General features: G+C 51.9%; 15 protein-coding genes and 1 pseudogene. 7 read left to right on the plus strand and 9 right to left on the minus strand.

Annotated elements, in window-relative coordinates:
• Positions 1–79: 79 nt before the first annotated feature.
• The gene (locus SJI19_RS05940; protein WP_323477351.1) at positions 80–310 is read right to left on the minus strand and encodes a hypothetical protein; all 231 of its coding nucleotides are present in this window, start codon (positions 308–310) and stop codon (positions 80–82) included.
• A gap of 58 nt (positions 311–368) precedes the next feature.
• Here SJI19_RS05940 and SJI19_RS05945 point away from each other — a divergent pair, with 58 nt between their 5' ends.
• Together SJI19_RS05945 and SJI19_RS05950 are read left to right on the plus strand one after the other, a co-directional pair.
• A complete protein-coding gene (locus SJI19_RS05945) occupies positions 369–1,799 on the plus strand; it encodes an EmmdR/YeeO family multidrug/toxin efflux MATE transporter (protein WP_323477352.1) in 1,431 nt (476 codons plus the stop codon).
• Between the two features lie 109 nt (positions 1,800–1,908).
• Positions 1,909–2,943 (plus strand): HoxN/HupN/NixA family nickel/cobalt transporter, encoded by a 1,035-nt coding sequence (locus SJI19_RS05950; protein WP_323477353.1) that lies wholly within the window; start codon positions 1,909–1,911, stop codon positions 2,941–2,943.
• Positions 2,944–2,967: 24 nt separating this feature from the next.
• On the opposite strand, the gene SJI19_RS05955 is transcribed toward SJI19_RS05950, so the two are convergent.
• Positions 2,968–3,831 carry an aldo/keto reductase family oxidoreductase gene (locus SJI19_RS05955; protein ID WP_323477354.1) on the minus strand — a complete coding sequence of 288 codons (864 nt, stop codon included), beginning with the start codon at positions 3,829–3,831 and terminating at the stop codon, positions 2,968–2,970.
• Between the two features lie 95 nt (positions 3,832–3,926).
• On the opposite strand from SJI19_RS05955, the gene SJI19_RS05960 reads away from it, so the two are divergent.
• The 4 genes and pseudogenes from SJI19_RS05960 (at position 3,927) to SJI19_RS05975 (ending at position 6,840) form a co-directional block, all read left to right on the plus strand.
• A complete protein-coding gene (locus SJI19_RS05960) occupies positions 3,927–4,874 on the plus strand; it encodes a LysR family transcriptional regulator (protein WP_323477355.1) in 948 nt (315 codons plus the stop codon).
• The gene (locus SJI19_RS05965) at positions 4,846–5,544 is read left to right on the plus strand and encodes a VIT family protein (RefSeq protein ID WP_323477356.1); all 699 of its coding nucleotides are present in this window, start codon (positions 4,846–4,848) and stop codon (positions 5,542–5,544) included. Before SJI19_RS05960 ends, SJI19_RS05965 begins: the two co-directional genes overlap by 29 nt.
• 55 nt (positions 5,545–5,599) lie before the next feature.
• Positions 5,600–6,245, plus strand: a pseudogene (locus SJI19_RS05970) (LysR family transcriptional regulator).
• 55 nt (positions 6,246–6,300) lie between these two features.
• Positions 6,301–6,840 (plus strand): GNAT family N-acetyltransferase, encoded by a 540-nt coding sequence (locus tag SJI19_RS05975; RefSeq protein WP_323477357.1) that lies wholly within the window; start codon positions 6,301–6,303, stop codon positions 6,838–6,840.
• A 24-nt stretch (positions 6,841–6,864) separates the two neighbouring features.
• Here SJI19_RS05975 and SJI19_RS05980 read toward each other — a convergent pair whose 3' ends face one another.
• The 6 genes from SJI19_RS05980 to SJI19_RS06005 all read right to left on the minus strand — a co-directional run bounded on the left by SJI19_RS05980 (position 6,865) and on the right by SJI19_RS06005 (position 12,576).
• Positions 6,865–8,742 carry a diguanylate cyclase domain-containing protein gene (locus SJI19_RS05980; protein WP_323477358.1) on the minus strand — a complete coding sequence of 626 codons (1,878 nt, stop codon included), beginning with the start codon at positions 8,740–8,742 and terminating at the stop codon, positions 6,865–6,867.
• A 171-nt stretch (positions 8,743–8,913) separates the two neighbouring features.
• Positions 8,914–9,420, minus strand: coding sequence for a peptide deformylase (gene def / locus SJI19_RS05985; protein ID WP_323477359.1), 507 nt, complete (start codon positions 9,418–9,420; stop codon positions 8,914–8,916).
• An 82-nt stretch (positions 9,421–9,502) separates the two neighbouring features.
• Complete coding sequence (gene nfsB, locus SJI19_RS05990) at positions 9,503–10,147, minus strand: oxygen-insensitive NAD(P)H nitroreductase (protein ID WP_323477360.1); 645 nt, start codon at positions 10,145–10,147, stop codon at positions 9,503–9,505.
• A 234-nt stretch (positions 10,148–10,381) separates the two neighbouring features.
• Positions 10,382–11,119 carry an SDR family oxidoreductase gene (locus SJI19_RS05995; protein WP_323477361.1) on the minus strand — a complete coding sequence of 246 codons (738 nt, stop codon included), beginning with the start codon at positions 11,117–11,119 and terminating at the stop codon, positions 10,382–10,384.
• A 274-nt stretch (positions 11,120–11,393) separates the two neighbouring features.
• Positions 11,394–11,531 carry an Rpn family recombination-promoting nuclease/putative transposase gene (locus tag SJI19_RS06000; RefSeq protein WP_416347512.1) on the minus strand — a complete coding sequence of 46 codons (138 nt, stop codon included), beginning with the start codon at positions 11,529–11,531 and terminating at the stop codon, positions 11,394–11,396.
• Between the two features lie 148 nt (positions 11,532–11,679).
• Entirely contained in the window at positions 11,680–12,576 is an 897-nt protein-coding gene (locus SJI19_RS06005) for an Rpn family recombination-promoting nuclease/putative transposase (RefSeq protein WP_323477362.1), read from the minus strand.
• 247 nt (positions 12,577–12,823) lie between these two features.
• Between SJI19_RS06005 and SJI19_RS06010 the strand changes: the two genes are divergently transcribed.
• Positions 12,824–13,054, plus strand: coding sequence for a hypothetical protein (locus SJI19_RS06010; protein ID WP_323477363.1), 231 nt, complete (start codon positions 12,824–12,826; stop codon positions 13,052–13,054).
• 26 nt (positions 13,055–13,080) lie between these two features.
• Here the strand turns inward: SJI19_RS06010 and SJI19_RS06015 are convergent, their stop codons facing one another.
• Positions 13,081–14,370: an arsenic transporter gene (locus SJI19_RS06015; protein WP_323477364.1), complete on the minus strand. Its 1,290-nt coding sequence runs from the start codon at positions 14,368–14,370 to the stop codon at positions 13,081–13,083.
• Between the last annotated feature and the right edge of the window lie 163 nt (positions 14,371–14,533).

The following is a 14,533-nucleotide window of genomic DNA, read 5'->3' on the forward strand; positions in this document are numbered from 1 at the left end:
CTCTTTTTTCCCATATTGTGGTGCATAAGTCATTTTTTATCCACCGGCTGGCTCGGGGCTGGGTTCGATTAAGTGGGTGTTACCCCAATGGCTTGCTTGCCATGCGCAGCGCTACCGCTGGTTTCACCGGCACAAAGCCCCCCGCAGTACCCCGTGCCTTATTGCCAAAAATACGAGGGTGGTAACGCTGTATTCCCTTTAGGGTGAAAAATGAAATATAGGATTTATCTGACCGTTTTTTATTGTCCGGGGCATCATGTTTTGAACATTGCGGATGCTGGAAACGGGTGGACATAAAAAGATTTTGCATAATACCCGGTCTTTTACCATTATTTGAAAGCAACCGTTTTTTTATAGCTGGGACAATTTTGCAAAATATCATAACCCCTGTGCGACACGCTATCGAGCGTACGGCGTGGTATCCCAAACGGCATTCCTACCGAGTCTTGTTCTGGCGTGAAATTACACCGCTGGCGGTACCGATATTATTTGAAAATATGTGTGTATTGCTCATGGGGGTGCTCAGTACTTTCCTGGTCAGTTGGCTAGGCAAGGAAGCGATGGCCGGGGTAGGGTTGGCAGACAGCTTTAATATGGTGATCATCGCTTTTTTTGCCGCAGTGGATTTAGGCACTACGGTGGTGGTGGCGTTCAGTCTGGGCAAGCTTGATCCTAAACGGGCCCGCGCCGCCGCCCGGCAATCCTTGTCCATGATGACGGTGGTCTCAGTGCTGTTGGCGCTGGGTATTGAGTTTAGCGGAGAAGCTATCATTAATATCATCGCCGGCAACGCCGAGCCGGCGGTAAAATCCTTGGCACTGACCTACCTAAACATTACCGTCTGGAGTTATCCTGCCGCCGCCATCGCGTTGATTGGCAGTGGGGCCTTGCGCGGTGCGGGCAATACAAAAATCCCGATGCTGATTAACGGTGGCATGAATATTTTGAATATTGTCATCAGTACCGTATTGATTTACGGCTGTTTTTCCTGGCATGGCTTGGGGTTTGTCGGCGCAGGGTTAGGGTTGACCATTTCCCGTTATATTGGCGCTGCGGGGGTGATTTACGTCCTGGTGATCGGGTTTAATCCGGCGCTGAAGATTTCCCTGAAAAGTTATTTCACCCGGTTTAATACCAATATTCTAATGGAAGTCTTAGGTATTGGCATTCCCGCCAGTATTGAATCGGTTCTGTTTAACGGCGGCAAGTTATTAACCCAGGTATTTGTTGCGGGCATGGGCACCAATGTGATTGCCGGGAATTTTATTGCGTTCTCCATTGCCTCTTTAATTAATTTACCGGGTAATGCGCTCGGTTCAGCCGCCACGATTATCGTTGGCACCCGGCTGGGCAAACTGCAAATCGGCCAGGCGGAGCGACAGCTTAAGCATATCTTCTGGTTGGCCACCCTGGGTTTGTGCGTGATTTCGTGGTTATCGGCGCCGTTGGCCGGTTTGCTGGCACAATTTTATACTCGTGAAGAAGATGTGATTCATGTGGTGAAAATACTGGTCTGGCTTAATGCCGCGTTTATGCCTATCTGGGCGGCGTCATGGGTTCTGCCCGCCGGCCTCAAAGGTGCCCGTGATGCACGCTTTACCATGTGGATATCGCTGTTGGGTATGTGGGGATGCCGTATCGTCGCGGGTTATATCCTGGGTATCATGTTGGGCTTTGGCGTGGTGGGCGTTTGGTTGGGCATGTTCCTGGATTGGGCGGTACGCGGCGTATTTTTTTACTGGCGTTTGGTCAGTGGCCGCTGGTTACGCAAATACCCTAAGCCGGTCAAGGCGCACTGACCGCTAACGGTGGGTGGTTTTGTTATATTTAGCGTTGTAAGATCAAAAAATAATTTTTATGATTGGCGTATTTTGTCTTGTCTTCTCATGTTATTGCAACGGGTAAAACATGGCCAATCCCACCCTGTCGTCCAGTAAATGCCAAGCGATTTTCCTGATGTTTTTTTTGGTGTCGGTAAATGTTATCGCATGGGTCTGGGCATGGGTGGTGTTTGCGCACAATGCCACCTTAACCGGCGCAGCGTTGCTGGCCTACAGCTATGGATTGCGTCATGCGGTTGACGCTGATCATATCGCCGCTATCGATAACGTCACCCGCAAACTGATGCAGCAGGGGCAACGGCCTATTTCCGTCGGCGCTTTTTTTTCCCTGGGGCACTCCACTATTGTTTTGCTTGCCTGCGCGGCTATCGCCGCCACGTCGTTAGCGTTCAAAAACCAAATGGGCTGGATCCACGATTATGGCGGGATCATCGGCACCCTGGTTTCCGCCGTTTTTTTACTGATCGTGGCGTTAGTCAATCTCATGATTTTACACACGGTCTATAAAAAATTTAGGCAAATCAAACGAGGTGGGGCAGTTAACGACCAACACATCGACGACCTGCCGGCCAGTAATGGTGGTCTGATGACGCGCATTTTTCGGTTTGCTTTTAAATTTGTTAATAAAAGCTGGCAGATGTATTTGGTCGGGTTCTTGTTTGGGTTGGGTTTTGACACCGCGACCGAGGTGGGCTTATTAGGCATTTCCGCCGCCGGTGCATCTTCGGGTCTCTCAGTCTGGTCGATTATGGTTTTTCCGGTACTGTTTGCCAGCGGCATGGCGCTGATTGATTCCCTCGATAATTTTGTGATGGTGGGCGCTTACGGCTGGGCTTTTGCCAAGCCGGTGCGCAAGCTGTATTACAATATGACCATTACGGCAACCTCGGTCGTCATTGCTCTCTTTATTGGCGGCCTTGAAACCCTGGGATTGATTACTGATGAGTTCAGTCTGCAGGGGCGTTTTTGGCATATGATTGGTTATCTCAACACGCATATGGGCCAGGTGGGTTATTGGGTTATCGGTCTGTTTGTGTTTTTTTGGTTGGTCTCGGCGCTCAACTACCGCTGGCGAAATTACGACAGCATCATGGTGAACTGAGCGTCTGCCCTTGGCACCGCGCCGTCAGGCCATACCGTTAAGCAACAGTAACTCCGCCGGGGGCAGCACCAAATCCGCTGCGGCCAGGTTTTCCTTTAGATGCGATAGCGATGATGTACCGGGAATCAGCAAAATATTGTCGGAACGCTGCAGTAACCAGGCCAGAGCAACCTGCATGGGTGTGGCCTGCAGTCGCTGGGCAACATCATCCAGCACCGTTGATTGTAATGGCGTAAAACCACCCAACGGAAAGAAGGGCACATACGCCATTCCCTGGGCGGCCAGTTGGTCGATTAACTCATCATCCGCGCGCTGAACCACATTGTAGCAATTCTGTACACAGGCGATCGGCGTCATTTTCTGGGCAGCGGCAATTTGGGTGGGGGTGACATTACTTAGCCCGATATGTCGCACCAGGCCACGGTGTTTGAGTTCGGCCAAGGCGGTCAGTGGCGCTTCCAAAGAACCTTCCTTTGGCTGGTGGATATCCAGCATACTGCGAAGATTGACGATGTCGAGGACATCCAGGCCAAGATGGCGCAGATTCTCTTCCACCGCCAGGGTTAATTCTTTGGCGGAGAACGCCGCTATCCAGCCGCCTTTCTCGTCGCGTCTCGCACCCAACTTGGTCACCAGGCAAAGATCGTCCGGGTAGGGGTGCAGCGCGTGTTTGATAAGCTGATTCGTCACGTGTGGACCGTAAAAATCGGCGGTATCGATGTGGTTGACACCCGCTGCGACGGCTTCGCGCAGTACACGCACCGCCATGGCCGGATCTTTTGCCGGGCCGAATACTCCCGGACCGGCAAGCTGCATCGCCCCGTAGCCAAGCCGCTGGACTTGCCGATGACCAAGTTGATAACGATCTGATGTATTGATACTGGACATAGTGCTCTCCTCTTCAAGGTAAGATGCATTGTAGGTGGATAAACTCTGTGCGACTATCCTGCTAAATGAAGACAGGTTGTACGGAGTTTCGCACAATGCAAATCGATCTTGGTCTGTTGCAAGCGGTAATGGCCGTCGCTCAAGCTGGCGGCTTTCGACAGGCGGCACGTGCCACCAATAGCAGTCCATCGCGCCTGAGCGACGCCGTGCGCAGAGCGGAGCAGCAGCTTGGTGTCCGGTTATTCAACCGTACCACCCGCACCGTAAGATTGACCGAAGCCGGGGATACCTTGTTGCAACGGCTGTTGCCAGCCATGAGTGAAGTGGAATCGGCGCTTGATGCCGTTAACCAGTTTCGCGCCACACCAAGGGGTACCCTGCGTCTTAACGTGCCGGTGAGTGCCGCTCGTCTGGTCTTACCGCACATCGTGCCGGCTTTTTTGGCCTGCTATCCAGAGATCCAATTAGATATTATTGCGCAAAGTAATGTGCTGGACGTATTTCGTGCCGGATGTGACGCGGGCATTCGTTATGATGAGTGTTTGGAACAGGACATGATTGCGATACCCATTGGGCCGCGCCGACAGCGATTTGCCGTCGCGGCGGCGCCGGGCTACCTTGATCGCGCGGGAAGGCCTACTCATCCGCGCGAGCTGCTGGACCATGCCTGTATTCGCGGGAAGTATGCCAGCGGTGTCATGCCGGAATGGGTATTTGAACGGCACGGTGAAATCTGCCGGGTGCAGCCTTCAGGACCGCTGGTGGTCAGTGTGGGCGCGGCGGTGGATCTGGCGGTGCAGGCGGCAGTGGCGGGAGTAGGGGTGATTCAGTTATTCGAGCAATGGCTCCAACCCCATATCGCCAGCGGCCAGTTAGAACCGTTGCTCGAACCTTGGTGGCAGTGGTTTTCCGGCCCCTATCTTTATTATCCGGACCGGCGGCTGGTGCCCGCACCACTGCGCACCTTTATTGATTTTATTCGCGAGCATGATAAGCACGGACATGAGGTGACAAATGATTCATTACCACCGGGAAAGGCATAGCATCGGGCACGTGGGATGGCTGCGGGCTGCGGTATTAGGCGCCAATGATGGCATTGTATCCACCGCCAGTTTGCTGTTGGGTGTCGCGGCGGCGAACGCGAGCCACGCCAGTTTGCTGCTAACGGGCATTTCCGGGCTGGTTGCCGGTGCCATGTCGATGGCAACCGGAGAATATGTTTCGGTTTCCTCGCAGTCAGATACCGAACAAGCCGCCCTGGCACAAGAGAGCGCTGAGTTGACTGATGATTATCATGCCGAACATCGTGAATTGACCGCTATTTATGCCAACCGCGGTTTGGACGTAGCCCTGGCCGACCAAGTGGCGCAAGCTCTGATGGCGCATGATGCGCTGGGTGCCCATGCGCGGGATGAATTGGGGATTAATGAGATCACCACCGCTCGTCCACTGGAGGCGGCGCTGACCTCAGCGTTGAGTTTTGCCGTGGGTGCGGCGCTGCCGTTGGCCATCACTATTGTTTCGCCCATAGCATGGGCCAGCGTGACCATCGCCGGTTCAACGCTGATTTCGCTGGCCGTCTTGGGTGGGGTTGCCGCTAAAATCGGTAATGCCTCGGTGCTCAAAGGCATTGTGCGAGTGACATTTTGGAGTGCGTTGGCTATGGCCGTGGCGGCGGGCGTGGGCCTCGCCTTCGGCCATGTGGTTGCTTGACGTCATCTCATTCTTACCTCTGCGCGAGAGTGCAATATCAGGTTAATAACGGACCATGGATAAATTGAACACCCTGCAGCTGTTCACCCGGATTGTCGAGCTGGGCAGTTTTAGTCAGGCAGCGGATCAGTTGGGGATTCCCAGAGCAACGGCCAGCAATGCGATTAAACAACTGGAAAAGCATCTCGAGTGCCGCTTGCTGGAGCGCACGACCCGGCAGGTGCGTGTGTCACTGGATGGCCAGGCGTTTTATGAACGTTGTTTGCATATACTCTCGGAAATTGATGATGCACAATCGTCTTTACGCCATGTCGCAGCCAGGCCACAAGGGGTGTTGCGTATTGATCTGCAGGGTGCCCATGCCACGCGCATCGTATTGCCGCGTCTGGATGAATTTCATCGGCGCTATCCCGATATTGAGGTGATCATCAGCAGTGGTGATCGGTTGGTTGATTTGGTGCGCGAGGGCATCGATTGTGTTCTGCGCGCTACGTGGTGCGGGTTTGGTGCAACTGCCCCGTTATCATGTTAACGACGCGTTGCAGGATGGGCGCTTGGTTGAAGTCTTGGCCGAGTGGCCAAGCCCGACTATGCCGGTATCCGCGCTGTATCCCCAGCACCGGCAACTGTCGGCGCGGGTACGGGTGTTTATTGACTGGTTAATCGGTTTATATGGGGCGTTTTTTCCCACTACCTATTAGGCCTGGGGCGCCTTATTATGGCGGTTAATCTGATGATGTTCATAAGAGAACCGCAATGAAAAAAGACATTACCCTTGCCGATGCAACGCAGGCGGATATTCCCGCGATCCAGGCGATCTATTCACATCATGTTTTACAGGGTATCGCGAGTTTCGAAGTCGAGCCGCCAAGTGTGACCGAAATGGGCAAGAGGTACCATAATGTGTTGGCCCATGGACTGCCTTATCTGGTTGCCACCCATCATGGCGACGTGGTGGGGTATTGTTACCTTTCTCCTTACCGGCCACGCTACGCCTATCGCTTTAGCGTGGAAAGTTCGGTCTATATTGCCGCTGATAGGCAAAAACAGGGGGTCGGTTTTTTACTGATGCATGAGGCTATCGCTCGGGTTGAACTACAGGGTTACCGGCAAATTATTGCGGTAATCGGCAATAGCCAAAATATCGGCTCTTTACGCCTGCACGCTTCTTTGGGCTTTGAGATGGTCGGCACGCTCAAGGCAGTAGGGTTTAAGCATGGTCAGTGGGTCGACACGGTACTGATGCAGCGCGCCTTGGGCGAGGGGGCCGCGTCATTGCCAATGGAGCGGGGATAAATGCCGTTGGGATAGCCGCCTCGGTTAATCGATGGAATATTTACCTATACCGGATGATTTGGCTCGGTACATTGCCGCATCCGCTTTGGACAGCAAACTTTCCCCGGTGGTGTTATCTCCTGAGTAGATGGCCGCACCAATACTCACGGTTAACCTGACATCCGTTTCGCCTAATCGCGTTAGCGCCGACAACTGCGACATGATCTCTTCACACAACTGTTTTAGTTGTTTCATGGGGGCGGTCAATGTAGTGAGAATAACGGTAAATTCATCGCCAGCCAGCCGGGCAACGAACCCTTTATCCTGCACACAGCCAGACAGGATCTTGGCGAAGTGAATTAATACCAAATCGCCGATGTCATGACCCAGAGTATCGTTAATGTGTTTGAAACCATCGAGGTCAAGGAACAATAACGCCATAGGTTGCCCCCTGGCCGCGCTTTCTGAGATGCTCAAGGTGAGCTGTTGGCGAAACGCCCGACGATTCGGTAAAACCGTAAGGGTATCGTGCATGGCTTCGTACTCGGCATGTCGTTGCAATCTTTTTAGTTCGCTTATATCCATCGACAATATATAAAATCCGTGAGTTTCACCGGGCACCAGAATCGTTTTAATTGTCAGCATCTCAGTGCGCGCGCGCAGTTCATGTTCAAAACTGACGGTTTGACCTGATAACACTTTGTCGATCATTGGTTTGGCCGTGAGGTATGCCTCCTCGCCGATGAATTCTCTAATGTGCATCATTTTTAGCGAGGTTTCGTCAATGCCAAACCACGTCATATAGGTACTGTTCGCAAACAGGTAAGTTTCTTCGGCGTCGACCTGACTAATCAATGCCGGCATGTTATCGGTAATGGCGCGCAAACGTTCCTTTTCGGCATTGAGTTGTAGCTGAGTATTTATCCTGTTCTGTATTTCAATATTGAGCTTACTGACGACGGTATTTAATTCTTGGGTTCTCAATACCACCCGTTCTTCGAGCTCATGTTGTAAAATATAAAGACCGGCTTCCGCTTCTTTGCGTTCGGTAATATTGACAATCACGGCAATAAAATGGTGGGGCGACCCATCTAATTGGCTATTAAGTGAAACGGTGAGTTGTGTCCATACAATTTTTTTGTCTGAGCGAAAGTAACGTTTTTCCATAGAATAGGTGGGTATGGTGCCCGCCAGTAGCTTGTTGAGCAAATCCAAGTCAGTATCCAAATCGTCTGGATGTGTAATATCCTGAAAGGTGAGGGCTAAAAATTCACTTTCTGAATAACGTAACATTTCACAGAGACGCCGATTGACCCTTAACCAATGCCCGTCGAGCGAGACCAGCGCCATTCCCACCGCCGCCTGAGAAAACGTCTGTTTAAATAAATTTTCCGTCCGCCACAGGTCGGATTCAATACTTTCGGTGTGAGCCTCGCGCTCAATATTGTGCAGGTACTCTTCAATGATGGCGGCAAAATAACGTAGGTCTGTCGCTTCATCAGACGATAATGTCCGCGGACGCGGGTCTACTATACACAAGGTACCCACTGGCAAGCCGGCGAGTGACAGTAAGGGTTGTCCTGCATAAAAGCGAATTTTGGGACCACTGGTGACCAGCGGGTTATCAAAAAAACGCCGGTCTGCCAGGGCATCGTTTATGATAAAAGTGTCGTGCTGAAGAATGGCATGAGCGCAAAACGATATATTCCGTGACGTCTCTGATGCTTCTAGGCCAAAACACGTTAAAAACCATTGGCGTTGGTGATCGATCAACGAAATCAGCGCCATTTCCACATCAAAAAATTTGGCGGCAAGCCGAGTCACCTGGTCAAATTTTTCCGCTGCTGAAGTATCTACAATATGAAGGGAATCGAGTGTCGCTTGCCTTGTGATTTCATTATCGGGAATGCCAGGCTCGATCATACACAAAACTCCATTCTTTTTTTCAGCGCGCTATGACAAGGGACTCAACCGGTTGAGCCCATTGTATTTTGGCTCCATACCGCAACGTGAGAACTCTTAACAGTATAGTCGCCCACGCAAATCGCGCCGTCTTAATGTCCACATAGTCAGTAATGCATCACCTCATGCAGATTATGTTGCCGCACGAACGAAAACCTCTATTTTCTCCGTGCGATCGGTGTATAGAATGCCGTTCAGATGGTCAACTTCATGCTGGATGATGCGCGCATGAAAGCCGGTGGCCTGGCCCCGCAACGGGCGTCCATTGATATCCTGAGCGGTAAATGCAATATGCTGCCAGCGTTCCACATAACCCCGATAACCGGGAATGCTAAGACAACCTTCCCAGCCTTCGGTTTTATCATGACCTATGGGGGTGATCTCTGGGTTGATTAACGTGGTTAAGGGCAGCGCGGCAATCGATTCACCCTCGCGCTCCATGGCCTGCGCCACTTCCACCACGATCGCGCGCTGCAATATGCCCAATTGCGGTGCCGCCAATCCAACCCCTTTTTCCTGGCGCATAACACACACCATATTATCCACCAACTCCTGCAGATCGGTGTCGAATGCGTCAACCACCAACGATGTCGCCTGTAATAACGGATCGGGTACATAGAGTAAAGCGTGATGCGTCATAGGGTGTTTCCTCTTCTCACCGTCTTGGTCACCCGGTACTGACCTGGTGCACCGTAACGCCCAATCTTCAGGGGGGCGGATATCAAAGGCGTGTAATGACCTGCTCCTGTGGGAAACGCGATTTTGGCAATGTCGCGTTGAAATCCGTGTCTTCATGATAACCCACCGTGGCGACCACTACGCTGGTCAGTTGTTTGGCGTCAAGATTCAGTGCCGCGTTCATTTTATCGACAAAAAAACCTTCAATCGGCGTTGCATCCAGACCCATGCTAGCCGCGCCTAACAGCAGAAAACCCAAGGAAATATAGGCCTGGCGGGCCATCCAGTTACGCTGCTGCTCAGGGGTGTGGCTATTAAGACCCACATAATGGCGGCGGCCTTTATCCTGATTTTGTTGTTGTTCGTCGGTGGCGAAACGGCCGTCTGATTGCTCTTGGGACAACAGTGCGTTCAGGTGTGCTTCACTGATTTGCGTACGGGTCGTGAACACCACAACCAGAGCGGATTTTATGATTTTGCTGCGATTCGCTTCAGAGACGGCGGGCAAAATTTTCTCTTTTGCCGCATCAGACACCAGCGTGAAGAAATGCCAGGGCTGCGAGTTCACAGATGACGGGCTATAGCGCAGTAAGTCAAGAAGCTGTTGTTCCTGCTCCGCGGTGAGTTTTTTTGTTTCATCGTAAACTTTGCTGGCATAGCGGGTTCGAAGCGCAAGATCGAGATTCATGTATAAACTCCTTTCACACCCTCATTCAGTGAGGGTGGTGGGTGGCCGGTTTCAGCCGATTCTTGGCTAATAATAACTTATTTTATTAATATCTATATCATAGGAGAAGACGTATCACCATAAGGTGTCACCAGGCTGGGCTGGCCATTGCAATCCGTCACTGGACGTGGTTATCCCTGTGAACATATTAGCCAGCGCACGCTGACCCAAAGTCTATGATGTTCGATACGCTCTTTAAGCAAAACCACCGTTAACACGTACCACCTGAGAATTCACCCAGCTACCATCCGGACCTGCCAGTGCGGCGACCACGCTGGCGATGTCGGCAGGTGTGCCGATACGTTCCAGCGGTGCCATTTTTGCGATGGTATTGATTTGCTCTTCACTCTTACCGTTGAAGAACAGCTCGGTGCCGGTCGGCCCAGGGGCCACTGCGTTGACTGTGATGTTGCGGCCACGCAGTTCGTTTGCCAGCACATGCACCAGGCCTTCTACGCCGGCTTTAGAGGCAATATAAGGCCCATAAGCCGGGAAGGATTTAGCGATAACGCTGGTGGACAGTGCGATAATACGGCCATTATCGCTGATGCATTCCGCTGCATTTGCCAGCACCAGGAAGGCACCACGCAGGTTGGTATGGATCACTTTATCGAAAGCGGCGAGGCCCGCTGGGGTGATTTTTGCCATCGGCATGATACCGGCACTGTGTACCACCACATTCAGTTGACCGTTGATGGCTTTTGCCTCGGTGAACAGGCGATTCACATCAGCTTCGCTGGCAACATCAGCTTGTATGGCGACGGCGTTTCCACCCTGGTTGACAATGGCCTGGACCGTTTCTTCGGCGTTCGCGGCATTGCCGGCATAGTTGACGATAACGGTGAATCCGTCTTTTGCTAGACGTTCCGCAATGGCTCGGCCAATGCCACGGGATGCGCCGGTTACTAAGGCTGTTTTGATTGATGTGTTCATGTGTTTCTCCCGATATCGTGTTGAGTGACGTTCAGTGCTGCTGTGTTATGTCGATATAGTAGTGTTTATATCAGGAGAATAAAGAGTGATAATTTGAAATGATAATTCCATAATTACCAACAATAGCGGGCGTTGCGACCAGACTAGGTGGCATTCGGTGTGACTGACAGGGTGTTTTTTTCAAAAACAGGGGTTTCGGTCGAAAATCGTGCAGTTTGCAGTGTACATGCACCGGGCCGTCGGGCATACATACCGCATAAGCGTTTTGACATACCTAGGCCAGTCCGAAGAGGTGTAAATACCTATCCCGCAGCGCCGGCGGCAGATGTATGTCAAGAAAATCGGTCACAACGCTGATATCGCTGAAAAATTTCTTGAACAACAGATCATGAGGTGTAGGAGATATTTTCATTGATGCACTGTAAACGCGTCAACATCTACCCACGTTAAACATCATCCGGGCCAACAGCAGCATATAAAGATCTTTCGAGGCGTTTCTCAAATAAATGAAACGCCACCGCTGTTTTCTTCCACTTATCGGACTTAACAAAAAACTGCGCTTACCCCACCAATGCTGCCAATTCCTGGGCACTCAATCCGGTGGCAAGTTCAACCGTGGCGCGATCGAACCCCATGGCCAGCATCGTTCGGGCAATTTCACTATTGCGCTCGCTGCGTCCTTCCTGGAGGCCAATACTACGTCCCTTTTCTTCCAACTGCTCGGCGATGGTCATTATTTCCTCCTTATAGCCTGTCGTCTTTTGTCCCAGATTACGGAAAAAGGCCTCCGAGTCAAGGGTATTTGCCTCCTGCGCCAGGTAGTGCAGCAGGCATGTCACCTGCTCTTTATTCGGTTGGGTTAACTCCAGCAGAAAGGCAATATCCCGCAGTCGCACGTTGATATCCCGTTCGCGGATATGCTTTTGCACATACTCCAGCAACGCCACCTTGCGGTGGGTTTTGATCTCTTCGTCTGGGATCACCGTCAGATCCACCAGGGGCATCGCCTGCGAGTACAGTGCTTGCGCCTCGGCAGGATGGGCAAAGCAGTCCAGCCAGCAAGTACTGTAAGGATAAGGGCTTTGACTACCATGATAAAACAACAGTGGGATCACCAACGGCAGCTGTTTATTGCCCTGATCAATATGCAGTTGCATGGCGTCCATACTGTAGCGCATCAGACGAAACGCCATCTGCGCATCCGCGCTGGACTGGTGCTCAATCAGGCAATAGATATAACCCGGTCCTGACGTGGTGTGCAGGCGGTAAAGTATATCGCAGCGCCGGTTGCGCATATCGTCCGTGACAAAACTGCCGTCGGTAATGACCAGCGTGCCAAGATCGCATTTTTCCCGCAGCGCCGGCGGCAGATGTATTTCCAAAAAATCGGTCACAACACTGATATCGCTAAAAAATTTCTTGAACAACAGATCATGAGGTGTGGGAGATATTTTCATTGACGCACTGTAAACGCGTCAACATCTACCCACGTTAAACATCATCCGGGCCAACAGCAGCATATAAAGATCTTTCGAGGCGTTTCTCAAATAAATGAAACGCGACCGTGGTTTTGTTTCATTTATTCAGCGATCAGGCCATATAGAGATCGCTGTTAAAGCGTTCCTGCGATTAATTGATTTGTCTGCGTGCGTTTTCCCCTATCCACGACCGTTAGACCTCGGCCCGGGCTACTTGGACGGGATAATGACCACTTCTACGTGCCAGCGCGCAGACGGAGAGGAAAATGCATGGCCGGGAGTTTGGGTGTGCCGGTTATCGGGTCTGCAACAAAACCGGGGGCGAGGGGAATGTGCTCCGTCACTGCTGGCGGGGTTTGGGATCTTGCTGAATACGCTGACGTTATTGTCAGAATACACACCGGAAGAACTGACCCGGCTGGCGACAACCGTTCTAGGCCAGTCCGACGATGTGTAAATACCTATGGCCTGAAGGCCGAGGTTTTACGGCACAGCGGATAAACGCAGGGCTAACGCCGCCAGCGTGACAAATAGCACGGGAACGGTCATCACGATGCCAACCCGCAAGTAATAACCCCAGGTAATTTTAATGTTTTTCTGCGCCAGCACATGCAGCCATAGCAGTGTGGCCAGACTGCCAATAGGCGTGATTTTTGGCCCCAGATCGCAGCCGATAACGTTGGCATAAATCATCGCCTGTTTAATCACCCCGGTTGCACTGCTTGCGTCAATGGACAGGGCGCCAATCAATACCGTGGGCATATTATTCATAATCGACGACAGCAATGCGGTCAAAAAACCGGTGCCGAGGGTGGTGGCCCACAAGCCGTGGCTGGCAAACCCATTGAGTACCGAAGATAAATAATCGGTCAGGCCGGCATTGCGCAGCCCGTAAACCACCAGATACATCCCCAGAGAAAAAATCACAATCTGCCAGGGGGCACCTTTTAACACCTTGCCGGTATTGATGGCATGCCCTTTTTTGGCCACCAGAAACAGAATGAGTGCGCCAACCGCGGCCACTAAACTGACCGGTACGCCCAGTGGTTCCAGCCAAAAAAAGCCCACCAGTAATAATCCCAACACTCCCCAGCCGGTTTTAAAGGTATTGGCATCGCGGATCGCCATAGCGGGCGCATTCAGTTTTTCCCGCTCATAAGTGGCTGGAATCGCCTGGCGAAAGAACAGGTGCAGCATGGCCAACGTGGCGACAATCGAGGCGATGTCCACCGGCACCATAATGGCGGCATAGTCGGTGAAACCGAGCTTAAAAAAATCGGCCGATACGATATTCACCAGATTGGAGACCACCAGCGGTAGGCTGGCGGTGTCGGCGATAAATCCCGCCGCCATCACAAAGGCCAGGGTCGCGCCACGGCTAAATCCCAGAGCCAGTAGCATGGCGATAACGATGGGCGTGAGGATCAGCGCCGCGCCGTCATTGGCAAACAGTGCCGATACCATGGCGCCGAGTAACACGATATAGGTAAATAACAGCCGTCCTCGGCCATTTCCCCAGCGTGCGACATGTAACGCCGCCCACTCAAAGAATCCGGCCTCATCGAGCAACAGGCTGATGATGATCACCGCGATAAAGGTGGCGGTGGCATTCCAGACAATATTCCATACCACAGGAATATCACCGATATGCACCACGCCCGATGCCAACGCCAGGACGGCGCCAAGGGTGGCGCTCCAGCCAATACCTAATCCTTTAGGTTGCCATATCACCAACACAATAGTCAGGATAAAAATTGCGCCTGCCAACCACATACTGCCTCCGGTCTTGGGTTCTATTTTTCTTTTAGACGATGGGGCCCATCCGTGCTTCTTCACGATGAAACACGATCGGATTATCGATTACTGTCTAAGGAAAAACGTTAATTGCCAATGATTAAATGTGTTTTAGCGAATAGGGTAGGATGTGTCATGTTGT

The organism is Acerihabitans sp. TG2, from assembly GCF_035013185.1.
GTDB lineage: Bacteria > Pseudomonadota > Gammaproteobacteria > Enterobacterales > Enterobacteriaceae > Acerihabitans.

What these genes read in the sequence shown, in the direction of transcription:
- SJI19_RS05940 (WP_323477351.1), bottom strand. Translation starts at nt 310, where the DNA reads ATGCAAAATCTTTTTATGTCCACCCGTTTCCAGCATCCGCAATGTTCA.
- SJI19_RS05950 (WP_323477353.1), top strand. Translation starts at nt 1,909, where the DNA reads ATGGCCAATCCCACCCTGTCGTCCAGTAAATGCCAAGCGATTTTCCTG.
- SJI19_RS05955 (WP_323477354.1), bottom strand. Translation starts at nt 3,831, where the DNA reads ATGTCCAGTATCAATACATCAGATCGTTATCAACTTGGTCATCGGCAA.
- SJI19_RS05960 (WP_323477355.1), top strand. Translation starts at nt 3,927, where the DNA reads ATGCAAATCGATCTTGGTCTGTTGCAAGCGGTAATGGCCGTCGCTCAA.
- SJI19_RS05965 (WP_323477356.1), top strand. Translation starts at nt 4,846, where the DNA reads ATGATTCATTACCACCGGGAAAGGCATAGCATCGGGCACGTGGGATGG.
- SJI19_RS05975 (WP_323477357.1), top strand. Translation starts at nt 6,301, where the DNA reads ATGAAAAAAGACATTACCCTTGCCGATGCAACGCAGGCGGATATTCCC.
- SJI19_RS05980 (WP_323477358.1), bottom strand. Translation starts at nt 8,742, where the DNA reads ATGATCGAGCCTGGCATTCCCGATAATGAAATCACAAGGCAAGCGACA.
- def (WP_323477359.1), bottom strand. Translation starts at nt 9,420, where the DNA reads ATGACGCATCACGCTTTACTCTATGTACCCGATCCGTTATTACAGGCG.
- nfsB (WP_323477360.1), bottom strand. Translation starts at nt 10,147, where the DNA reads ATGAATCTCGATCTTGCGCTTCGAACCCGCTATGCCAGCAAAGTTTAC.
- SJI19_RS05995 (WP_323477361.1), bottom strand. Translation starts at nt 11,119, where the DNA reads ATGAACACATCAATCAAAACAGCCTTAGTAACCGGCGCATCCCGTGGC.
- SJI19_RS06000 (WP_416347512.1), bottom strand. Translation starts at nt 11,531, where the DNA reads ATGAAAATATCTCCTACACCTCATGATCTGTTGTTCAAGAAATTTTTC.
- SJI19_RS06005 (WP_323477362.1), bottom strand. Translation starts at nt 12,576, where the DNA reads ATGAAAATATCTCCCACACCTCATGATCTGTTGTTCAAGAAATTTTTT.
- SJI19_RS06010 (WP_323477363.1), top strand. Translation starts at nt 12,824, where the DNA reads ATGACCACTTCTACGTGCCAGCGCGCAGACGGAGAGGAAAATGCATGG.
- SJI19_RS06015 (WP_323477364.1), bottom strand. Translation starts at nt 14,370, where the DNA reads ATGTGGTTGGCAGGCGCAATTTTTATCCTGACTATTGTGTTGGTGATA.